The following is a 21514-nucleotide window of genomic DNA, read 5'->3' as shown; positions in this document are numbered from 1 at the left end:
GGCCAATGGGGCCGGTGGCGCTTCGAGCCGAACATTCGTTTCTCCATTTGATCCGCCGATACCGGTCGGGAACCATGCGAGCAGAAACCGCCAGCGGAGCGGTACGTGGACCCCCACCAGGACTGAGAATTGAGGGCTGGGTTGGATCGCCGGGGTAGGCTCTGCGCGCTAGGCGCTGTCTGCATTCACAGGATTCCCATTGAGTTGAAGTTCTGATTCAAGGTTGTCGAAGGAGACGATCATTGAGCAGACGTGCACTGACGGACGACCAGTGGGAGCGGATCAAAGGGCATCTTCCCGGGCGATCTGGCATGCCGGGCCGGAGCGGAGTGGATAACCGGTTGTTTGTCGATGCGATCTTGTGGATGGCGGGCAACGCAGCGCATTGGCGGGATCTTCCTGAGGTTTTCGGGAAGTGGACGGGGGTGCATGCCCGCTTTCGCCGCTGGTCTCACAATGGCGTGTGGGAAGAGCTTTTCCATGCCATGGCCGATACGCCCGACTTTGAGTATGTCATGATCGACAGCACGATCTCAAAGGTCCACGCCGACGCGGCGGGCGCAAAAGGGGGGCTCAAAGTGCCGCCATCGGTCGTTCGCGTGGCGGGCTGACAACCAAATTGCATGCCGTGGTCGATGCGATCGGCCTGCCGCTGCGCATCCATCCAACGCCGGGGCAATATGGCGATTGCCCGCAGGCCCAGTCCCTCCTGGCCGGGCTCAAGGACGTTGATCATGTCATTGCCGATGCCGCCTATGACGCCGATCCGCTACGCGCCTTCATCGCCGGTGAACTCGGCGCAACCGCTCAAATCAAGGCCAATCCCAGCCGCGCTGTCGCGCCGCCCATTGACTGGAGGCTCTACAAGGAGCGCCATCAGGTCGAATGCTTCTTCAACAAACTCAAACGCTTCCGTAGGATCGCCTTACGATGCGAGAAAACCATCTCAGCCTTCATGGGCTTCGTCCATCTCGCATGCGCCATGATCTGGATACGGTGAATGCAGACGGCGCCTAGCCCGAGAGTTATTTAACATAATGATTATTATCGATCATAATGACCGTGGCGGCTATTCGGGCATGCCCCCTGCCTGACCATCATTGTTATAAGGCGACACCTCTCACTGGACAAACGACATAGCGCTGGACTCATTTGTGCAGGCAAAATGATGATCGGAGCCTCCGAAAAGTGCCATTTTCGTGTCTAAATCCAAGCCTGTTCGGTCGCCAGCATATCCATCCGATCAATGAGTCAGTTGGCGGGCCTTATCGCTACATATTCTTCCATTGATCGATCATATCATCGGGTTCTCGCGGCTTCATTTCCCGTCGTAGGCCCTGGCAGTCCGTCGCTATTCTACGGTTGCGCAAGGCGGATACCGATCTGAGGCGCTCGGCAGCTGCCACCTCTTGCATGCAAAAAGACCTCAATGTCCGTTAGCCAGTATGGATGTGCTCTGCCGCCCTACCGGAACCAAAATCTACTGTTAGCACCTCATCATGCCGATTCGAAACAGGAATACGAGCCCTCGATTTTGGCCATCCCTCGTCGCAGTTGCCCGTCCTGAAAATAAATTTCAATCCAAGAAAGCGTGACGGCGTTTCCCTGTTTCTAAAAGATTAGTTCCTCAACGAGGAAACGGTGAGGGACTTTATAGATTCTTTTTTCATGAATTACAAAGGGATAGCTTCAAGCCGTTTACCTCATCTTAGCGGGTGCCCCAGCAATTACACGCCAGACGACAGGCGTGGATTGCGAACCGTTACAAGCCCACATCATAGCACCTTTGACGACCTGGAAGATTACCGAAATGTTCTTCAGATGCTCCGGTTGGACTGCAATGAATCTGTCCATTTCCCCTCTGAAGGAGCATACCCTATCGATCTTGATGAGGATTCATTCAAAGCTTTAGTGGACGGCCAAACGTTGACGAGGCATATGCCGCCCTTTTTGATGACGGGAGACTGTTTGATGTTCCTCGCGTCGAACTCTCAACCTCTTTAATGTACAAAAAATTGCAATGATAACGTATTCGTCTGTACCAGTTGCTTGCAGCTGAGCTGATTTTTCTTGATTTTATCGAGAAGAATTGAATTGTTATATTCTGCGTGGCATGTGAATATATCTTATGTTAAGTTCTATCGTTCATGAATATAGCTGTTCGATCCTTTTTCATATTTTCATCGCCAGACCTCTGGCGCGCAGACGCCAATGTGGGGCGTGGACGGAAGCATGACGATGCCGCGTCATCACGTGCAGAGCTTTGGGATCGGCCTTGACAAATTATCATGTTAAATAGATAGCGGACTGCGTATTGGAGGCCCCGCATGTCGAGTGGGACGATCTAAGGAAGTGCGTGAAATGATCGCAACGAGCAGAAAATGCGCACTTTAGTCGCCTCAAACTCCGGATTGTTTTGATCATGCCACTCGCCGATGAAACCATCGCCCGCCTGGCGGATCAACTCGAGGCCGCCGAACAATCGCGCACGCAGGTTGCCCAGTTTTCACTGACCCATCCCGACATGACAATTGAGGATGCCTACGCCGTGCAGCGCGCATGGGTTGCCAGGAAGATCGCCGCTGGACGACGCGCGATTGGGCGCAAGATCGGCCTCACCAGCCGCGCGATGCAAAGATCGTCCAATATCAGCGAACCCGATTTCGGGCTGTTGCTCGATGACATGTTATTTCCCGATGGCCAGGATATCCCGATCGATCGCTTTATTGTTCCACGCGTCGAAGTGGAGTTGGCGTTCATCCTCAAGACCAGCTTAACTGGCCCCGGTTGCACGATTTTCGATGTTCTGTCGGCGACGGACTATATTGTTCCAGCGATCGAGATCATCGATGCGCGCATTGAGCAGGTGGACAAGGCAAGTGGCGTGACGCGGAAGGTGTTCGATACGATATCGGATAATGCCGCCAATGCCGGGATCGTACTCGGGGGTGGGCCGATCCGTCCGATGGACGTTGACCTGCGCTGGGTTTCCGCGCTGCTTTACCGCAACGGAGTGATCGAGGATTCGGGCGTTGCCGCGGCGGTGCTCAATCATCCGGCCAATGGCCCAGCCTGGCTGGCCAACAAGCTGGCTCCTTATGGCGAGTATCTGGAGGCGGGAGAAATTATCCTTGGCGGCAGTTTTACCGCGCCGGTGCCCGCTCGTCCGGGAGACAGCTTTCATGTGGACTATGGTCCCTTGGGCGCCATTTCGGTGCGCTTCGCATGAATGCTTTTCGTGCGCTGTTGGATGAAGGACGCCCGTTGATCGGGCTTTGGCAGGCGCTGGCGAATCCTTATACGGCAGAGATTTGCGCGGGTGCGGGCTTTGATTGGCTGTTGTTCGATGGGGAGCACGCGCCCAACACATTGCAAACGTTGCTGGCGCAGCTTCAGGCGATCTCCAACTATCCGGTAGCCCCGGCTGCACGCGTTCCCGTTGGCGAAACAGCAATCATCAAACAGTATCTCGATATCGGATTCGAGACCCTGTTGGTGCCTATGGTGGAAAGTGCTGCGCAGGCTGAAAGGATCGTCGCGGCTACACGGTTTCCGCCTCTTGGCATACGCGGCGTCGCAAGCGCGACCAGCAGGGCGTCGGGGTTCGGCGTCGATAAATCCTATCTGGCGTCCGCGCATGAGAGGATATTCACAATCGTTCAGATCGAAAGCCTAGCAGGACTGGATGCGATAGAGGATATCGCATCCGTGCCGGGTGTGGATGCGCTGTTCATCGGGCCGGCCGATCTCGCCGGGTCGTTAGGACATCTTGGTAATCCCGGTCACCCTAATGTGCAGCAGGCAATTTCCATGGCGCTGAGCCGCATCAGGTCGGTTAGAAAACCAGCGGGCCTGTTTGCCATTTCACCTGATGATGCACAGCAGCGCATCGCTGAAGGGGTCGATTTTCTGTCTGTCGGCACCGACATCGGGCTTTTGGCGAATGGCGCCCGCAGTCTGCGCCAAGCGTCTGAATAGGCCGATTAGCCTAGAGTATCCGTGATGATCAAGCTGGAGATTGCATCCAGCATCGATCGGCTTTGAGCAGGGCGTTCGCGGTGACGACGAGCTTTCGCATGACGGCGGTGATGGCGATCTTGGCGGGCTTCCCGGCAGTAACGAGCTGCTGATATTTTGCCTTGAGATCGGGATTGTACCGGGCGGCGACGAGGGCCGGCATATAGAGAGCCTGCCGCACGTTGGCGCGTCCGCCACGGATGAAGCTCTTGCCTTTCCATTGTCCGGACTGTCGAGCGACGGGGGCGAGACCGGCGAGGGATGCGGCCTGCTTATTCTCGAGGCTGCCGAGTTCGGGCATGGTGGCGATGAGCTGGTTGGCGGTCAGCGTTCCGACGCCGGCGATGCTGGTGAGGATCTCATGCCGGCGGGCGAGCGCGGCATCCGCGGCGATCAGGTTGGCGATCTCGGTATCGAGCGCCTCGATATGCCGATCGATCTGCTCGAGCCGCTGCCGGCACTGGCGCTTGAGGAAGGCGATGGTGAGGTTCTTCTCGCGATTCTTGAGCGCGGTGCGATCGCGCACGAGGCCGTCTCGGGCATTGATGAGCTCCGCCATCTGCGCCTGCTGTGCGCTTCGAGCGGGTCTGACCGGCGGCTGCAAGGTGGCCGCCATACGGGCCAGCAACATGGCATCGATGCGATCGGTCTTGGCCAGAGTGCCAGTCGCTTGGGCGAAGCGCCGGGCGCGCTCTGGGTTGAGCTTAACGCAGGGCCAGTCGGCCAGAGCCGCCTCCAGCGCTCGATGGTAGGTTGCGGTTGCCTCATAGGCGATCCGCTCGACCGGCCATTGTCGCAGCCAGGCGATCAGCGCCTTGTGGCCCTTGGCGGTGTTGGCGAACTGACGTTCGGCGCCGGCAGGGTGGACATGGCAGTCGAGGCTCGCTTTGGAGATGTCGATGCCGATCGTCTGTGGTAGATTGTCGCTCATCTTTTCCGCTATCCCATGCTTGTCATCCGGGTCCAAAACCCCGGTATCCGTTCGGGCCTGATGGAAAAGAAAGGGGCGATCCTACTCTAGCCCGGTCCCACAACGACCGGCGTTTTCACGATCCGTCCCCTTCCGCCCGGGCCGGGGTGGCCACCCCGGCCCGGGCAATCCAGCATGACCCAAACGGACCGCAATGTCATAAGACAAGCATTTTTCGAAGCAGATGTTATTATCTGCTGGCAAAAAATGCGGGAAACAAAGACAAATGGAGCAAGGAGGCCGCCGCCAGAATATGGCTGCGGCCTTTCACATTCTCAAATCAGACGATGCCTGCGCCCAGCCCAACGGCTTTGCGCTCCTGCGCCTTGCGCTCGCGCCATAGACTGGCGCGGTAGGTCGCAAGCACATCAATTGCTCCGCCAGCTTCCAGACGTGCCTTGGCAATGATCGGCGCGACATCGACATTATAGGCACGGCGCAGCGCCTGGAACGCCATCATCGTGTCATTGCCTTCCTGCGCGGCGTGCAATGCTTCGCGATCGACCAGCAGCGCCTTGGCGTAGCAAGCCGTGATCGTCTCGGCAGACGACAGCATGGATTCGATCGGGTCGGTCACATTGTGCGACTGATCGATCATGTAGCTGGGGTTGAACCCGTCGCGCGGGTGCAGTTCCGCTTCGACCAGCTCATTGAAGACCAGATACAGCTGGTGCGGGTTGATCGAACCGCTGTCCAGATCGTCGTCGCCATATTTGCTGTCGTTGAAGTGGAAACCGCCCAGCTTCCCGAAGCGGTGCAGGCGCGCCACGATTTGCTCGATATTGACGTTGGGCGCATGGTGGCCAAGGTCAACCAGGCACTTGGCCTTCGGACCCAGTTCCTGCGCGGCCAGGATCGACGAACCCCAGTCAGAGATCACCGTCGAATAAAAGGCCGGCTCGAACATCTTATGTTCCAGCAGCATCCGCCAATCGTCAGGCAGCGCCGAATAAACCTGCGCCGCCGCTTCCAGATAGCGGTCCAGGCTGCGGGCGAAATCCTGCTGGCCCGGGAAGTTGGTGCCATCGCCGACCCAGACGGTCAGGTCGGTCGAACCCAGCTGACGGCCGATCTCGATGCATTCGATATTATGCTCGACCGCCTGCTGGCGCGTCGCTTCCACGGTCGAGGACAGCGATCCGGTGGCGTAGGTCTGCGCCTGTCCAACCTGATCCTGGAAAGTGTTGGAGTTGACGGCATCAAAACCCAGACCAAGGCTCTGAGCTTCTTCGCGCAGACCCTTGTAATCGCTTACCTTGTCCCAGGGGAAATGCGGCGACACGCGCGGCGTTACGCGGCTCAGCTGGTTGATGACGGCGCAATCTTCCAGCTTCTCATGGATGTTCGTCGGCTCGCCTGCGATCGGGAACTTGGCGAAGCGGGTGCCGCCCCGTCCCGCGCCCCAGCTGGGCACGGCGACGGAAAAGCCCGCCACGCGGTCCTTGATCGCTTCGATGTCGATGCCGGTGCGCGACAGCTTACGGCCGAGCGCGGCATAATCTTCTTCCAGTGCTTGCGTGTCGCGGGCATTGGCTTCCGCGATCAGTTCGGCGGAAATGGGCAGATTGGTCATGATGATAGCCTCTCCGTTGCCGATCAGCGCGTGAACGCCTGGGCGTTGCCCGCATCGACATTGATCATGTTGCCAGTCGACTTGGCCGACATGTCGCCGGCAAGGAAGTAAACCGCTTCGGCGATGTCGGACGGCAGCACGTCGCGCTTCAGCATCGAACGCTGGCGGTAATGCTCCTCCAGCTCCTTGCCCGAGTCAATGCCATGCGCTCCGGCGCGCTCCTTGCGCCAGTCGCCGTCCCAGATCTTGCTGCCCTTGATGACCGCATCCGGGTTCACCGTGTTGACGCGGATGCCGAAGGGCGCGCCTTCGAGCGCCAGGCAGCGCGCCAGATGGTTGGCAGCAGCCTTGGCCGAAGCATAGGCCGACGCGTTGGTCGCGGCGGCGACGCCATTCTTCGAACCGATGAACACGATTGATGCGCCGCCCTGCTCCTTCATCCGCTTCATCAGCGGAAAGGCGGCGCGAGCGGTGAGGAAATAGCCCTCGGCCAGCACATCGTAATTCTTGCGCCACAGGGCGACCGTCGTTTCCTCGATCGGCGCCGACGAGGCGATGCCCGCATTGGCGACCAGAATGTCGAGGCCACCGAACTCGCGGGCGCAATCATCGAACGCGGCCTGGACCTGCGCTTCGTCGGTCACGTCGCAGACGGCGGCGCGAATCACATCCTTGCCGAACTGCTTGGCAAAGCCCGCGCGGACCTCTTCGATCGCGTCGGCGGCACGGTCGGCGAGCATGACACAAGCACCGTCGGCCAGCAGGCGCGCAGCGGTCGCGGCTCCGATGCCGCCCGCGCCGCCAGTTACGAGGGCGATCTTGCCAACCAGCGGCTTGGGCTTGGGCATGCGCTGGAGCTTCGCTTCTTCCAGCAGCCAATATTCGATGTCGAACGCTTCCTGTTCGTCCAGCGCGATATATTCACCGATCGCTTCGGCGCCGCGCATCACGTTGATGGCGTTGCCGTAGAACTCTCCGGCCAGGCGCGCGGTGGTCTTGTCACCGGCGAAGGTGATGCGGCCGACGCCCGGCACCAGCACGACGATGGGGTTGGCATCGCGCATCGCGGGCGAGTTGGACCGCTTGCAACGCTCATAATAGGCCGCATACATGTCGCGATAGGCCGCGATCTGCTCCGCCAGATAGGCATCGTCCTGCAATTTCGCCGGATCGAGCGGCAGCGGCGCGATCTTCGTGCGCAGGAAATGGTCGGGGCAGGATGTGCCCAATCCGGCGAGGCGGAGGAATTCGGCCGAACCGACAAACTCCAGCGCTTCGGCGTCGTCCGAATAATGGCCGACCTTGGTGCGCGCGCCGGTCATCAGGCCGCGCAAGCGGGGCATCAGGTCGGCGGCGATCGCCGCACGATCGGTATTGGGAGCAACGACCTGACCACCAAAGGCAGGCTTTTGCGCCAGCTTGGCGTTCAGATAATTGGCTGCGTCCGCGATCAGTTCGACCGTATGCTCGTAGCAGGACTTGGCGCTGTCGGCCCAGCAGATGATGCCGTGGCCCGCGAGCATTACGCCTTCGACGCCCGGATTAGCCTTCACATAGTCGCGCAGCTGCACGCCCAGCGTGTAGCCGGGGCGCTTCCACGGCAGCCACCCGATCTTGCCGCCCCAGATTTCCTTGGTCGCGGCTTCGCCACCAGAAGAAGCGGCCAGCGCGATGATGGCGTCGGGGTGGACGTGATCGACATGTGCAAAAGGAAGTAGCGAATGGAGCGGGGTGTCGATCGAGGCGGCGCGGGGGTTCAGGTTGAACGTGCAGTGGGGCAGGTAGCCGACCATCTTGTCGTCGTCGTCCGGGCCGCCATAATGCTTCTCAAGGCCTAGCAGCTTTTCCTGATAGAGCGTTGAAAATCCATCAAGCTTCATCGAACCGATGTCACCGCCGGAACCCTTGACCCACAGCACTTCGGTCTGCGCGCCCGTCAGGGGATCGGTCTCCACGATCTTGGCGGAGGTGTTGCCGCCGCCGAAATTGGTCACCGTCAGGTCCGAACCGAGCAGGTTCGACCGATAGAGGAGCAATTCGGCAGGGCTGAGAGTCGCGGCGACGCCGTCATCCCAGCGGCTGGAGGGGGCGGCAAAGGGGATGGCCGCCGACGAGACTGGATTTTGCATGTTCATGGCGCTCCTATTATCATTTGCGCTTTCCTCTATCAATCCTTTGCGTTACTAATCGATCATATTCGATCAAACAATATGAGAAAAGTTTCATGCGGGAGGACGAACTGAACTGCGGCTTCGCCATCATCGTCGATATCGGCAAAACGCTGAGCAAAGTGTCCCTTTGGTCTCGTGACGGCCAGATTCTGGACCGCCAGGTCCGCCCGAACGAGGTGCGGATCGAGGACGGGATTCGCCGCCTCGACACCGCGGGCATCGCCGACTGGCTCACAGAATCACTGTCGCGCTATGCGTCGAGTCCCGTGGAAGTCATCGTCCCCGTCGCGCACGGCGCGGGCGTGGCCGCGCTTGTCGGCGATAAACTTGCCTTCGCGCCGCTCGATTATGAGCAGTCTATTCCGGGCGAGATCATGGACGCCTATCGCGAAGAGCGCGATGCCTTTGCGATCACCGGTTCGCCCGCCCTGCCCGACGGCCTTAATATCGGGTCGCAACTTTACTGGCTCGATCGCCTCTACCCTGCCGAGATGGCGGCGGCGACCCTGCTGCCCTGGGCTCAATATTGGGGCTGGTTCCTGTCGGGGACCGCAGCGACGGAAGTGACAAGCCTCGGCTGCCACAGCGACCTATGGACGCCCGATCAGGCCCGTTTCTCGCCGCTGGCTGAACGGCTCGGCTGGGCAGCGCGCTTTGCGCCGCCGGTCAAGGCGGCGGACAGCCTGGGCGCTATCCGGCCCGAGCTGGCGGAGCGCACCGGCCTTTCTCCCAATATCCGCGTTCTTGCCGGGCTGCACGATTCCAACGCGGCCTTGCTTGCCGCGCGCGGATTTGACGAAATCGCACAGGGCGATTCAACGATCCTGTCCACCGGCACCTGGTTCATCGCGATGCGCCTGCCGAAAGAGGCTTTGGCGACCAGCAGCCTTGCCGAAGGGCGCGATTGCCTGGTGAACGTCGATGCCTATGGATGCGCTGTGCCATCGGCCCGCTTCATGGGTGGCCGTGAAATCGAGACGGTGATCGAATTTGACACGCGCCGCGTCGATATCAAACCCGATCAACCAGCCTTGCTCGCCGCTGTGTCCGAGGTCGTACAATCGGGCGCGATGTTGCTGCCGACGTTGGCCCAAGGCTTTGGCCCCTACCCCACCGGCAGCGGCAACTGGATCGCACGGCCGGAAGATTGGTATCAGCGGCGCGCTGCGGTCTGCCTATATGCCGCATTGGTGGCCGACACGATGCTGGACCTGATCGGCTCACGCGATCGACTGTTGGTCGAGGGACGCTTTGCCGACGCGGAGGTGTTCGTCCGGGCTCTGGCTTCGCTGCGGCCCGAAATGCAGGTCTATACGGCCAACGCCCATAATGATGTGTCCTTCGGTGCGCTGCGCCTGATTGACCCCAGCCTGAAACCGCAGGGATCGCTCAGCCTTGTCAAACCGCTGGATCAGGATATTTCCTCTTACCGTTCCAGTTGGTTGGCTGGGATTGGTGAGATGGTTTCTTAAAGGTTTCCGCGAATGCCGATAGCCAGCGTTACCGATTTCCGCGAGGCCGCCCGCCGCCGCCTGCCCCGGTTCCTGTTCGAATATATCGATGGCGGTTCTTACGCCGAAGTAACACTGCGCAAGAATGTGAGCGAGCTGAGCGATATCGCGCTTCGCCAGCGGGTGTTGCGCGATGTGTCTGAACTCGATCTTTCGACCAACCTGTTCGGGCAGAAGCTGGCGCTGCCGGTGGCGCTCGCGCCGATCGGGCTGGCGGGGCTGAATGCACGGCGCGGCGAATGCCAGGCGCTGAAGGCGGCCGAAGGCGCTGGCGTGCCCTTCACCCTGTCAACCGTAGGCGCCTGTTCGCTGGAGGAAGTCGCACGTGCGGCATCGCGTCCTTTCTGGTTCCAGCTGTACATGATCCGGGACCGGGCCTTTATGAAGGACCTGCTGGCCCAGGCAGCGGCGGCCAACTGTTCGGCGCTCGTCTTCACTGTCGACATGCCGGTGCCGGGCAGCCGCTACCGCGATTATCATAGCGGCCTTGCGGGCGCGGATGGCCTTAAGGGCGCGATCCGGCGTGCCGCTCAGGCCGCGATGAAGCCCGGCTGGGCATGGGATGTGGGCGTTCGCGGCCGCCCCCATACGCTGGGCAATGTCGCTCCCGTGCTCAAGGGCAAGACCGGGATTGAGGATTTCTTCGCCTGGATGCGCAACAATTTCGACCCGTCGATCAACTGGCGCGATCTGGATTTCATCCGATCCGAATGGAAGGGGCCACTAATCATCAAGGGCCTGCTCGATTCGGAAGACGCGCGAGAGGCCGCTGCCTTGGGGGCGGACGGCATCGTCGTGTCCAACCATGGCGGGCGACAGCTGGACGGCGTGCTGTCCACGGCCCGAGCCCTGCCTCCGATTGCCGAGGCGGTTGGCGACAAGCTGACCGTCCTGGCCGATGGCGGTGTCCGATCGGGTCTGGATGTGGTGCGCATGCTGGCGCTGGGTGCCAAGGGCGTGTTGCTCGGGCGGGCTTGGGCCTATGCGCTGGCAGCGCAGGGGGAAGCGGGCGTGACGAAGATGCTGCAATTAATTGAAGCCGAAATGCGCGTGGCGATGGCGCTCACCGGCTGCTCCAATATCGCCGACATAGACCAGAGCATTTTGGCCGGGAGGGACGTATAATGAGTGCGGGAGCACAGAAGGACAATTGGCGCAATACGATCCTTGCGGGTCTGGCCAACTATATCGATGCCGGTTCGATCGTCGCGGGCTCTGCCGCCCTCGCGCTTTGGCAGGAAAGCTATGGCCTGTCGAATGACTTCATCGGCCTGATCGGTGCGTTCGGGCCTAACGCGATCGGCGCCGGGATCGGCGCCTATGTGGGGGGCCGGTTATGCGACAAGCTGGGCCGCAAGAAGATCTATCAGTGGGACATGCTGATTTATGCGATCGGCATGGCGATGCTGGTCTTTGCATTCGCGCCATGGATGATCGTGGTGGGCTTCCTGATCGTGGGCGTGGCCGTGGGCGCGGACATTCCCGCATCATGGTCACTGATCGCGGAGCAGGCGCCAGATGACCGGCGGGGCAAGCATTCAGGCGTTGCGCAGGTGCTGTGGTATCTGGGGCCTGTGGTCGTGCTGCTGCTCAGCCTGGCGCTGACCAGCCTTGGCGAATTGGGCGCGCGCATCGTCTTTGCCCATCTGCTGGTGATCGCCCTAGGCCTGACCCTATTGCGTTCGCGCATGAAGGAGTCGGAACGGTGGGAAGCGGCGCAAGCGGAAGGCGTCACCAAGCTGCCGGTGTCCACGCTGTTCCAGCCCAAATATCTCGCGTCGATCCTGGGGCTGGTTGGCATGTATGGCTTCTGGAACCTGTGGGCAGGGACTAACGGCTTCTTCTTCCCCTATATCCTGCGCACGGTCGGCGCGGCCACGCAGGCGCAATCGGTTGCCATTCAGGCGCTGTCCTTCGCGATCGGCATGGCATCGATCGGCCTCATCTTCATGCGCTATGCCGACAAGGTCAATCAGCGGATGCTGTTCGCGATCTCCGCGATCATCCAGGTGATCGGTATGGCTCTGCTCGCCATCTTCCCGCTGACCATCCCGATCGCGCTGCTGCACGTGTTCCTGCTTCAGTTCGGCGGCGGTTTCGGCGCCCAGAGCTTCTTCCAGCTGTGGAGTGCGGAGATGTTCCCGACGGCGCTCCGTTCCACCGCGCAAGGCCTGTGCTTTGCCATCGTTCGCATCAGTCTTGGCATATTCAGCTTTTTCGTTCCGATGCTGAGCGCTACGGGCTTCACGACGCTGGCGTGGATTTTGACAGGCTTCCTCGTCATAAGTGGCATTATCGGCACCCTTTGGGCGCCGCGCAACGAAGGCAAGTCGCTGGAACAGCTTGAAGCTGAACGGGCGACTGCCTGATCAAGGGGGTTCGGGGACAATGCACGCGGAAGAACGCGAAAGGCTGATCATTGAAGCCATGAGCCTTACCGGCTTCGTCAGCTATCGCGCTCTTGAATCGCGGCTTGCGGCGTCCCCCGCCACCATCCGCCGGGACCTGACTCGCCTGGAGGAAGAGGGGGTAATCCACCGCGTTCGTGGTGGTGCGAGGTTGACGGAAAGCCATGGCGGCAAGCCTGAAGGCGCCGCCCGGCTCGCGGGTACGCCCTTTGCCCAGTCGATCACGGAACATCTGTCGGAAAAGCGATCGATCGGGCGGGCCGCCGCCCAGCTATGCCAGCATGGCGAAGGCATCATGATCGATGGCGGCACGACGACATTGCAGATGTGCCCGCATATTGGCGGACTGGACCTGTCGGTGCTGACCAATTCGCTGCACATCGCCAATGCGCTGCTGCCTCAGTCGGGAACGCAGATATTGCTGCCTTCCGGGACATTGTTCAGGGAGCAGAACATCATTCTCGCCCCTGCGGGTGAAGAATCGATGCCGCGTTTCCATGCGCCAAAGCTGTTCATGGGCGCGGCGGCGGTGGGGCCACAGGGGGTGATGCAACAGGATGTCATTCTGGTTGCCGCCGAACGCCGCCTGATTGATCGGGCGGAGCAGGTGATATTGCTGGTCGACAGTAGCAAATTCACCTCTTCATCGGGCGCGATCGTATGCGGCCTGAATGAAGTGGATATAGTCGTGACGGATTCGGGCGTCGCCCCGGCAGCGAGGGCGATGCTGGATAAAGCCGGGGTGAAGGTGATCATCGCTGAGGTTTGATCGCCCGTGCCGCCTGCTATCAAAGAATAGAGCGGGCGAGATATCGCTACAGCTTTTTCGGCCATCGCGGCATCTCGCCCGTTTATCTATTCAAAATATTTGATTGAGCGAGTGTTACTCCTCGCCATTGTCCTTTACGCCAACGGTCGGGACGTCGATGGTCTCCTTTTTGGAGCCGACCACCACTTCCTTGGAATCAACGTCCACTTTGGGAAGCTCACCGCCCTTCACGCTGACTTCCGGAACATCGCCGCCGGATACGTCGGCCTTCCAGAAGCCGGTGGCAAACAGGATGCCGACAATTGCCAGAATGACGATCAGCACGATCGCAACAGTACGTCCGCCGCTGCTCTTGTGAACGACCACGCGGTCTCCGGTATAGGGATCTTTATGTACTTCGGCCATCTTGTACCTCCTCCAGGTGGATATTGAACAGCTGGACCTTCAGCTTGTTCCGTCCCCAGCCTAGAAGAAGCAGAGCGTCGCTCTCATCAGGTCACGCTGTTCAAATCCACTCCGCGCGTTTCGGGGGCGGCAGCGACGGCGATCAGGGTGAGGAGCAGGCCGCCTATCACATAGGCGGCGACCATGCCCGTTCCGCCGCTCGCCTTGTATAATGACAGGGCGATGATGGGGGCGAGAGACCCTGCCACGATGGAGGTCGCCTGATAGGCGATGCTGGCACCCGAATAGCGCAGGCGCGTCGGGAAAAGTTCGGTGATCATCGCGCCCTGGGGCGCATACATGGCGCCGTGCGCTACCATCGCGATGGTGATTGCCAGTCCGACGGTCCAGATCGTCCCGCTGTCCAGCAGGGAGAAGAAGATCGTGAACCAGGCTGCAACGCATATCGCGCCCGCGCCATATACGAGCCTGCGTCCGATCCTGTCCGACAGTGCGGCGAAAAAGGGCATGGTCAGGCATTCAAGGGCAGAGCCGATCAACACCGCGTTCAGGACGAGCGAACGGTCCCCGCCCCTTATTTCGGTCCAATAGGTTATCGAGAAGGTCGCGGCGACATAGTAGCAGATATTCTCGCCAAAGCGGAGCCCGGCTCCGGTGAGCAAAGCCCGGCCCTTGCGCCGGATCGCTTCTACCGCCGGGAAGCGCTCGACACCGCCTGCGGCCGCTTCACGCGCGAAAACCATGCTTTCCGAAACGGCGCGGCGGAGCCACCAGCCCACGAATACCAGCACGATCGACAGAAGGAAGGGAATGCGCCAGCCCCAGGTGATGAAGTCCGCTTCCGTCAGCAGCGCGGATGACGCGGCGAATACGGCAGCGGCGAGCAGGTTGCCTGCGGGCGCGCCGACCTGCGGCCAGCTGGTCCAGAAACCGCGTTGCGACGCGGGCGCGACTTCCGCCACGATAAGGACCGCCCCGCCCCACTCGCCGCCGACCGCGAAGCCCTGCAACAACCGAAGCAGAACGAGCAATATCGGCGCCCAGGTTCCGATCTGCTGATAGGTCGGCAGCAAACCGATGGCCGTGGTCGACAGGCCCATGGTGAGCAGGCTGATCATGAGAAGCGTCTTGCGCCCGATCCGGTCACCGAAATGGCCGAAGACCACGCCGCCGAGCGGTCGGGCGAGGAAGCCGAGGGCATAGGTCGAGAAGGCGAGCAGCGTGCCGGTCAATGGATCGAAAGACGGGAAAAACAGGCGGTTGAACACCAGCGCCGAAGCCACGCCATAGATGAAGAAGTCGAACCATTCGATCATCGTGCCGATCAGGCTGGCGCCCACGACCGTCCGTAGCTCACGCTTGCTGACGCCAGATGTCGCCGCAACGGCCGGTGTGTTCGTCCCCGTCAGCATAGCCCCTCCTGCCCTTCCTGCTCCCAGACGCCTGCATAGAGGCGAACCGCCCGAGTGAACAAGGGCGTGAAGTGGTGAAGCGTGAATATCGTGGAACCAATGTTCGCTCGGGTCGTTGGAGACCGCCGGGATGGAATTGACGGCTCTGTATTGCAGGGTTTGGATGTTCGATCAGGGAATGGGTCTAAAGGGGGAGCGAGCTTCCTGTGCGCTTGGAGCGTCACAGGGGCTCTTTTTTTAAAATGCAGCAATTCAAATCGACGATCACGCAGGCCGGGCTTTATGCGGCGTTGGCCGTCCTGCTCGCGCTTCCCTTTCTGGCCGATATAATCTTTCCGTTGGGAACCGCCGTATGGGTGGCATATTTGCTGCCGCTCGTGCTGTCTTATGTCGCCCGGCGTCCACTAGTCCCGATCGTCGTTGCAACAGCCGCGACGCTATTGATGATCGTCGGATTCACCTTCGCCCCGGCCGGCGTCGATCCACAGGTTGCCATCACCAACCGTTCGCTGGCGGGCGTGACCTGCTGGATACTGGCCATTGTCGGCGTCCTGTTCATCCGCAACCGCCTGGCGATATCGCGGGAGGAATGGCTGCAAAATGGGCAAGTCGGCCTTGCCAAGGCAGTGGGTGGCGAACAGCCGCTGGATACGCTGGCGTCGAGCGCTCTTACGTTCATGGCCGATTATCTTCAGGCGCAGGCCGGAGCGCTTTATATCGCCAATGGCGAGGGTTTTCGCCGCTACGCCACCTATGCTGTTCCCGCCGATGCACCCCTGCCCGAACGCTTTTCGGTGGGAGACGGATTGCTAGGACAGGCGGTGAGCGATCGTTGCAGCTTTTTCCTCAAAGATGTTCCTGAGGGCTATCTGTCCTATGGATCGGCGCTGGGCCAATCGAAACCGGACAACCTGCTGATCAGCACCACGCAGGCTGACGGCACGATCAATGCCGTCATAGAACTCGGGCTTCCCAAGGACGCCGATGGCGATGCGCTGGCGTTGCTGGACAGGATCGCGGGGCAGTTGGGTGTCGCCATTCGTTCCGGCAAATATCGTGCGCGCCTGCGCGAATTGCTGGAGGAAACGCAGCAGCAGGCGGAGGAATTGCAGGCGCAGAGCGAAGAACTGCGCGCCAATAATGAGGAGTTGGAGCAGCAAAGCCGCCAGTTGCAGGAATCGGCCGCACGCCTGGAGGCGCAGCAGGCGGAACTGGAACAAACCAACGCCCAGCTGGAGGAGCAGGCGCGGCAATTGGAGATCCAGCGCGACGACCTGACCCGGGCACAGCATTCGCTGCAAAACCAGACGGGCGAACTGGAACAAGCGAGCCGCTACAAATCCGAATTCCTGGCGAATATGAGCCACGAACTGCGCACCCCGCTGAATTCGCTGCTGATCATGGCGCGGTTGCTGGCGGAAAATCGCGGCGGCAATCTCTCCCCCGACCAGGTCCGTCACGCCGAGACGATCGAAACGTCGGGCAATGACCTGCTGACCTTGATCAACGACATTCTCGATATTTCGAAGATCGAGGCGGGCAAGCTGGAATTGCAGCCCCGCCGCATGAGCATCCGCGCGCTCACCGAGAAGATGGAAGCGATATTCGCGCCGTCCGCCCAGTCCAAGGGGCTGGCCTTCGATGCAAGCCCCTCCCCCAACGCGCCAGCCGAGATGGAAAGCGATCCTCAGCGGATCGAGCAGGTGCTGAAGAATTTCCTGTCGAATGCGATCAAGTTCACCGAGCGTGGATCGGTCAAGCTGAGCGTGAACAGCACGCCAAATGGGCGCATTGCGTTTACCGTGCGCGACACAGGCGTCGGCATCCCGGCCGAGCAGCAGCAGGTGATTTTCGAAGCGTTCCGCCAGGCGGACGGCACGGTCAGCCGGAAATATGGCGGCACCGGCCTTGGCCTTTCCATCTCGCGTGAACTCGCCCGGTTGCTGGGCGGCGAAGTGCAGGTGGAAAGCACTGCTGGCGAAGGCAGCGCCTTCACGCTGATCCTGCCCGAGCGGTATGACGGCGCGGCGGCGGCATCGGCGGACAGGATACGGCCTGCCGAGCAGTTCCGATCCGCGCCATCCAATCCCAAGCCCAGCCGCCCGCGCCGAGGCCCCGCTACGCAGGACGATCGAGAAAGATTGTCGGGCGACGCCCGCGTCATCCTGATCGTTGAGGATGATCCTGTCTTCGCCAAAATCCTCTGCGATGTGGCGCACGAACTGAATTTTCAGTGCCTGATCGCCAGCACTGCGGATGAGGGCGCTCTGATGGCGCGGCAATATGTGCCGAATGCCGTCATTCTGGACATGAACCTGCCCGATCATACCGGCCTGTCGGTGCTGGACCGGATCAAGCGGGACGTGCGCACCCGCCATATCCCGGTTCATGTGGTATCCGTTGACGACGATAGTCAGGCGGCGCTGTCCAGCGGCGCCATCGGTTATCTGTTCAAGCCGGTGAAGCGCGACGCGCTGGTCGAGATGCTGGAAGGGCTGGAAGCACGCATGGCGCAGCGCATGCGCCGCGTTTTGGTGGTCGAGGATGATGCCCAGCAGGCGGAAAGCGTCAAGCTGCTGCTGGCGTCGCGCGATGTCGAGACGGTGGAGGCGCATTCTGCCGCGCAATGTTTCGAACTGCTTGGCCGCGAAACATTCGACTGCATGGTGCTGGACCTCAACCTGCCCGACGCGTCGGGCCTCGATCTGCTGGAGCGGCTGAGCGCCGACGAAGCCGTCGGCTTCCCGCCCGTGATCGTCTACACCGGGCGCGACCTCGCCCAGGAAGAGGAGATGCGGCTGCGGCGCTACAGCAAGTCGATCATCGTCAAGGGCGCGAAGTCGCCCGAACGGCTGCTGGATGAGGTGACGCTGTTCCTGCATCAGGTCGTGTCGGACCTGCCCGAACCGCAACAGGCGCTGATCGCCAAGTCATTGAACCGCGACGCCGCGCTGGATGGACGCGAAATCCTGGTGGTCGAGGATGATATTCGCAACGTCTATGCCCTTACATCCATATTCGAGCCGCATGGGGCGAAGGTGCGTATCGCGCGCAACGGGCGCGAGGCGCTCCAGACGCTGGACGAGGCGGCGCGCGGGCTGTCCGATCCGGTCGATCTGGTGCTGATGGACGTGATGATGCCGGAGATGGACGGCCTGACCGCCACGCGGGAAATCCGGTCGCAGCCATGGGGTCGGCAGATGCCGATCATCGCGCTGACCGCCAAGGCGATGGCGCGCGATCAGCAGGATTGCCTGGACGCGGGCGCGAACGACTATCTCGCCAAGCCGCTGGACGTCGACAAGCTGCTGAGCCTCACGCGTGTGTGGATGCCGCGATGAGTGAGGAGGTTTTCGCACCTCACGAGGAGTTGGAACTCGATTTGCTGCTGGAGGCGCTGTGGCGGCATTATCATTATGATTTTCGCGGCTATTCGCGTGGTTCGTTGCATCGCCGCCTTGCCCGCGCGCAGCAACGGCATGAATGCGAAAGCCTGTCGCAACTCCAGCATCTGCTGCTGCGCGACCCGGCGGTGTTCGCAGACCTGATGGGGTTCCTGACCATTCAGGTGAGCGAGATGTTCCGTGATCCGGCCTATTTCCGGGCGCTGCGGGAAATGGTGGTGCCGCATTTGCGCACCTATCCGTCGCTCAAAATCTGGATCGCGGGCTGTGCCAATGGCGAGGAATTTTATTCGCTGGCGATCCTGTTTCGGGAAGAGGGGCTGGAGGATCGCACGATCTTCTATTGCACGGACATCAGTCCCGCCGCGCTGAAGAAGGCGGAGGCCGGGATATATGATCTCGACCGCATCGCGCAGTTCACGGAAAATCACCGGCTGGCTGGCGGCAAGCGGTCGCTGTCCGACTATTATACCGCCGCCTATGGCGCCGCCGTCTTCGACAAGACGCTGCGCCGCCGCGCGGTGTTCGCGGAGCATAATCTCGCCAGTGACGAGGTGTTTGCCGAAGTGCAGCTGGTGTCGAGCCGCAATGTGCTGATCTATTTCGATCGAGAATTGCAGGACCGCGCGCTTGGGCTGTTCGGCGGATCGCTGGTGCGCGGCGGGTTCCTGGGGCTTGGGTCTAAGGAAACGCTCCGCTTTTCTCGCTATTCCGAAGCCTTCGCCGACTTCCACGAAGCGGAAAAAATCTACCGCCGCAACGTCAAGGATATGGAGGATCTGCGTCATGCCGCCTGAAAGGCCCAAGATCCTGGCTGTCGACGATGTTGAGGAAAATCTGACGGCGTTGGATGCCCTGTTCGCCGGAGAAGGCGTCGAACTGCTCAAGGCGCGATCTGGCGTTCAGGCACTCGAACTGCTGCTGGTGCATGATGTCGCACTTGCGCTGCTGGATGTGCAGATGCCGGGCATGGACGGCTTTGAACTCGCCGAACTGATGCGCGGCACCGAACGGACACGCAGGGTCCCGATCATATTCCTGACGGCGGTCGCGACTGATGAACGGCGGCGCTTTCGCGGTTATGAAGCAGGCGCGGTCGATTATCTGCTGAAGCCGGTCGACGCGCATATCCTGCGCAACAAGACGGCGGTCTTCGTCGAGCTATTCGGGCAGCGGCAGGAACTGGCCCGGCAGCGCGACGAGATTGCCGCCGCCCTCGCCCGGCTGCATGCCCATAGTGACAATTCCCCGCTGGCGATCATCGAATTCGATGCCGGGCGGCACATTGTGGCCTGGTCCAATGGGGCAGAGCGGCTGTTTGGATGGCGGGCGCCGGAAGTCGCTGGCTTCAAGGCGGACGAACTGAAATGGATCGACCCGGAAGACGAGGCCACGTTCGACAGCCTGATGAGTGACCTTATCGCCGGGCGATCCGTTCGCGCGGTCCAGCATCTGCGCATGCGGACGGCCGAGGGGCCGACGCTGGAATGCGAATGCTATTGCTCTGCGCTGCTCAATGGACAGGGGCGGCTCGTGTCGGTCAACGTCCAGGTGCTGGACGTGACGGAAAGGAAGCGGGCAGAGGATACGCAGCGCCTGCTGATTGGGGAACTCAATCATCGGGTCAAAAACACCCTCGCCTCGGTTCAGGCGATCGCGGTGCAGACATTGCGGCATTCATCGGGTCCGTCGGACTTTGCGCCAACCTTCACCGGGCGCATCCACGCCCTCGCCCGCGCGCACTCGTTGCTGAGCAGCACGACATGGCAAGGCGCGTCGTTGCGGGAGTTGGTCAATGGGCAGATCGACATTGGCGCTATCGATCTTGGGCAACTGACTATCGAAGGGCCGGAACTGGAACTGGCGCCTGAGCTGGCTTTGCACGTCGCACTCATCCTGCATGAGCTGGTGACCAACGCGCATAAATATGGCGCGCTTTGCATTCCGGCGGGAACGGTTTCACTCTCGTGGAAGATGGAGCGGGACCGGCTGTTAATCCGCTGGGTGGAAAGCGGCGGGCCGCCCGTCACTCCACCCTCACGCAGAGGGTTTGGCACGGCTCTGATCGAACGTAGCCTGAAGGCGGAAGGCGGCCAGGCCAGCGTGGAATATGAGGAAAGCGGGGTTTGCTGGACCATGACACTACCCTGCGGGCCACGGATCAGCCGCATCAACACCGCCAGTGCCGCCATGAATCTGAACGAAGAGGCGTTGGCGGTGCAAGGCGGCGCGATAGCGGGGCGCAGTTTCCTCATCATCGAGGACGAACCGCTTGTGGCGATGGAGATTGCCAGCATTTTGGAGGATGGCGCGGCCGCCGTCACCATAGCGGGATGTGCGCAAGAGGCTCTGGCGTTGATACAGCATGCGGATTTCGACGCCGCACTACTGGATGGCAATTTGCAAGGCATGCCGGTCGACGATGTGGCGGCTGCTCTGTCGGAAAGGGAGATACCTTTCGCCTTCGTCACAGGATATGGGCGCGAGAGCCTTCCTGAGCGGTTTCAGGATCGGTTGTTGATCAGCAAACCGTTTGATCCGAAGGCATTAATGCACTGTAGTGGCAAGCTGTGTGAGGAAAATAGCGGGGCTGTTTCAGGCGGGCTCGACAGTCAGTTCGGCGATTTCGAACAGGAAACTGCGCCACCCGCGCATCCTTGATGCCTCCTCTGCCGCAGTGCGTTTCCTCTTCGCCTCGGCGAGCGATTTGACATGACCCCAGAATATTTCGGTGTTGCCATTTTCCAGTTCGGCAACGATTCGCCAATAATGGGTGAAGGGGTCGGTCGTCGGCCCGATCCGCTTCACATATCCGTCCGGCATCGTTGCTGTCAGATATCGTCTTTTCCGCTTCGCCATGCCCTTTCCTACCAT

Annotated in this window: 16 protein-coding genes; 10 read left to right on the top strand and 6 right to left on the bottom strand. The window is 60.7% G+C overall.

The features are described from left to right. Positions 1–242 precede the first annotated feature (242 nt). The 3 genes from ACZ5U1_RS16705 to ACZ5U1_RS16695 all read left to right on the top strand — a co-directional run bounded on the left by ACZ5U1_RS16705 (position 243) and on the right by ACZ5U1_RS16695 (position 3978). Positions 243–1000 (top strand): IS5 family transposase gene (locus ACZ5U1_RS16705; RefSeq protein WP_464780259.1). Its coding sequence is split into 2 segments (ribosomal slippage): positions 243–573 and positions 573–1000, totalling 759 coding nucleotides; the frame shifts between segments, so codons are not numbered across the junction. A 1422-nt stretch (positions 1001–2422) separates the two neighbouring features. Further along, on the top strand, positions 2423–3229 hold the full coding sequence (hpaH, locus tag ACZ5U1_RS16700) for a 2-oxo-hept-4-ene-1,7-dioate hydratase (protein ID WP_464780258.1): 807 nt from the start codon (positions 2423–2425) through the stop codon (positions 3227–3229). After that, on the top strand, positions 3226–3978 hold the full coding sequence (locus tag ACZ5U1_RS16695; protein ID WP_464780257.1) for an HpcH/HpaI aldolase family protein: 753 nt from the start codon (positions 3226–3228) through the stop codon (positions 3976–3978). The genes hpaH and ACZ5U1_RS16695 overlap by 4 nt, the downstream gene beginning before the upstream one ends. 28 nt (positions 3979–4006) lie before the next feature. Here the strand turns inward: ACZ5U1_RS16695 and ACZ5U1_RS16690 are convergent, their stop codons facing one another. The 3 genes from ACZ5U1_RS16690 to ACZ5U1_RS16680 form a co-directional block, all read right to left on the bottom strand. Then, entirely contained in the window at positions 4007–4948 is a 942-nt protein-coding gene (locus ACZ5U1_RS16690) for an IS110 family RNA-guided transposase (protein WP_464777874.1), read from the bottom strand. Positions 4949–5267: 319 nt separating this feature from the next. Next, positions 5268–6560: an L-rhamnose catabolism isomerase gene (gene rhaI / locus ACZ5U1_RS16685; protein ID WP_464780256.1), complete on the bottom strand. Its 1293-nt coding sequence runs from the start codon at positions 6558–6560 to the stop codon at positions 5268–5270. Between the two features lie 23 nt (positions 6561–6583). Beyond that, a complete protein-coding gene (locus ACZ5U1_RS16680; RefSeq protein ID WP_464780255.1) occupies positions 6584–8695 on the bottom strand; it encodes a bifunctional rhamnulose-1-phosphate aldolase/short-chain dehydrogenase in 2112 nt (703 codons plus the stop codon). Between the two features lie 89 nt (positions 8696–8784). On the opposite strand from ACZ5U1_RS16680, the gene ACZ5U1_RS16675 reads away from it, so the two are divergent. From ACZ5U1_RS16675 to ACZ5U1_RS16660, 4 genes are read left to right on the top strand one after another with little or no spacing between them, the layout of a single operon-like run. Beyond that, positions 8785–10203 (top strand): FGGY-family carbohydrate kinase, encoded by a 1419-nt coding sequence (locus ACZ5U1_RS16675; RefSeq protein WP_464780254.1) that lies wholly within the window; start codon positions 8785–8787, stop codon positions 10201–10203. 12 nt (positions 10204–10215) lie between these two features. After that, the gene (lldD, locus tag ACZ5U1_RS16670) at positions 10216–11367 is read left to right on the top strand and encodes an FMN-dependent L-lactate dehydrogenase LldD (RefSeq protein WP_464780253.1); all 1152 of its coding nucleotides are present in this window, start codon (positions 10216–10218) and stop codon (positions 11365–11367) included. Continuing rightward, complete coding sequence (locus ACZ5U1_RS16665) at positions 11367–12611, top strand: MFS transporter (protein WP_464780252.1); 1245 nt, start codon at positions 11367–11369, stop codon at positions 12609–12611. Before lldD ends, ACZ5U1_RS16665 begins: the two co-directional genes overlap by 1 nt. A gap of 19 nt (positions 12612–12630) precedes the next feature. After that, the gene (locus ACZ5U1_RS16660; RefSeq protein ID WP_464780251.1) at positions 12631–13419 is read left to right on the top strand and encodes a DeoR/GlpR family DNA-binding transcription regulator; all 789 of its coding nucleotides are present in this window, start codon (positions 12631–12633) and stop codon (positions 13417–13419) included. 114 nt (positions 13420–13533) lie between these two features. On the opposite strand, the gene ACZ5U1_RS16655 is transcribed toward ACZ5U1_RS16660, so the two are convergent. Together ACZ5U1_RS16655 and ACZ5U1_RS16650 are read right to left on the bottom strand one after the other, a co-directional pair. Then, positions 13534–13824 (bottom strand): hypothetical protein, encoded by a 291-nt coding sequence (locus ACZ5U1_RS16655; protein ID WP_464780250.1) that lies wholly within the window; start codon positions 13822–13824, stop codon positions 13534–13536. Positions 13825–13910: 86 nt separating this feature from the next. Next, positions 13911–15236 carry an MFS transporter gene (locus tag ACZ5U1_RS16650; protein ID WP_464780249.1) on the bottom strand — a complete coding sequence of 442 codons (1326 nt, stop codon included), beginning with the start codon at positions 15234–15236 and terminating at the stop codon, positions 13911–13913. Positions 15237–15478: 242 nt separating this feature from the next. Here ACZ5U1_RS16650 and ACZ5U1_RS16645 point away from each other — a divergent pair, with 242 nt between their 5' ends. The 3 genes from ACZ5U1_RS16645 to ACZ5U1_RS16635 are packed head-to-tail and all read left to right on the top strand — an operon-like array spanning position 15479 to position 21301. After that, positions 15479–18577, top strand: coding sequence for a response regulator (locus ACZ5U1_RS16645; protein WP_464780248.1), 3099 nt, complete (start codon positions 15479–15481; stop codon positions 18575–18577). Then, positions 18574–19437 carry a CheR family methyltransferase gene (locus ACZ5U1_RS16640; RefSeq protein ID WP_464780247.1) on the top strand — a complete coding sequence of 288 codons (864 nt, stop codon included), beginning with the start codon at positions 18574–18576 and terminating at the stop codon, positions 19435–19437. The genes ACZ5U1_RS16645 and ACZ5U1_RS16640 overlap by 4 nt, the downstream gene beginning before the upstream one ends. Then, entirely contained in the window at positions 19427–21301 is a 1875-nt protein-coding gene (locus ACZ5U1_RS16635; protein ID WP_464780246.1) for a response regulator, read from the top strand. The genes ACZ5U1_RS16640 and ACZ5U1_RS16635 overlap by 11 nt, the downstream gene beginning before the upstream one ends. Here ACZ5U1_RS16635 and ACZ5U1_RS16630 read toward each other — a convergent pair. After that, positions 21236–21499 (bottom strand): hypothetical protein, encoded by a 264-nt coding sequence (locus ACZ5U1_RS16630; RefSeq protein ID WP_464780245.1) that lies wholly within the window; start codon positions 21497–21499, stop codon positions 21236–21238. The genes ACZ5U1_RS16635 and ACZ5U1_RS16630 overlap by 66 nt on opposite strands. Positions 21500–21514: the final 15 nt, after the last annotated feature.

This window comes from Sphingobium sp. TomTYG72, assembly GCF_055394715.1.
The sequence above is the reverse complement of the archived record's forward strand: the minus strand, read 5'-3'. Positions and strand labels throughout refer to the sequence as shown.

Coding starts and splice junctions, on each gene's coding strand:
- hpaH (WP_464780258.1), top strand. CDS start 2,423: ATGCCACTCGCCGATGAAACCATCGCCCGCCTGGCGGATCAACTCGAG.
- ACZ5U1_RS16695 (WP_464780257.1), top strand. CDS start 3,226: ATGAATGCTTTTCGTGCGCTGTTGGATGAAGGACGCCCGTTGATCGGG.
- ACZ5U1_RS16690 (WP_464777874.1), bottom strand. CDS start 4,948: ATGAGCGACAATCTACCACAGACGATCGGCATCGACATCTCCAAAGCG.
- rhaI (WP_464780256.1), bottom strand. CDS start 6,560: ATGACCAATCTGCCCATTTCCGCCGAACTGATCGCGGAAGCCAATGCC.
- ACZ5U1_RS16680 (WP_464780255.1), bottom strand. CDS start 8,695: ATGAACATGCAAAATCCAGTCTCGTCGGCGGCCATCCCCTTTGCCGCC.
- ACZ5U1_RS16675 (WP_464780254.1), top strand. CDS start 8,785: ATGCGGGAGGACGAACTGAACTGCGGCTTCGCCATCATCGTCGATATC.
- lldD (WP_464780253.1), top strand. CDS start 10,216: ATGCCGATAGCCAGCGTTACCGATTTCCGCGAGGCCGCCCGCCGCCGC.
- ACZ5U1_RS16665 (WP_464780252.1), top strand. CDS start 11,367: ATGAGTGCGGGAGCACAGAAGGACAATTGGCGCAATACGATCCTTGCG.
- ACZ5U1_RS16660 (WP_464780251.1), top strand. CDS start 12,631: ATGCACGCGGAAGAACGCGAAAGGCTGATCATTGAAGCCATGAGCCTT.
- ACZ5U1_RS16655 (WP_464780250.1), bottom strand. CDS start 13,824: ATGGCCGAAGTACATAAAGATCCCTATACCGGAGACCGCGTGGTCGTT.
- ACZ5U1_RS16650 (WP_464780249.1), bottom strand. CDS start 15,236: ATGCTGACGGGGACGAACACACCGGCCGTTGCGGCGACATCTGGCGTC.
- ACZ5U1_RS16645 (WP_464780248.1), top strand. CDS start 15,479: ATGCAGCAATTCAAATCGACGATCACGCAGGCCGGGCTTTATGCGGCG.
- ACZ5U1_RS16640 (WP_464780247.1), top strand. CDS start 18,574: ATGAGTGAGGAGGTTTTCGCACCTCACGAGGAGTTGGAACTCGATTTG.
- ACZ5U1_RS16635 (WP_464780246.1), top strand. CDS start 19,427: ATGCCGCCTGAAAGGCCCAAGATCCTGGCTGTCGACGATGTTGAGGAA.
- ACZ5U1_RS16630 (WP_464780245.1), bottom strand. CDS start 21,499: ATGGCGAAGCGGAAAAGACGATATCTGACAGCAACGATGCCGGACGGA.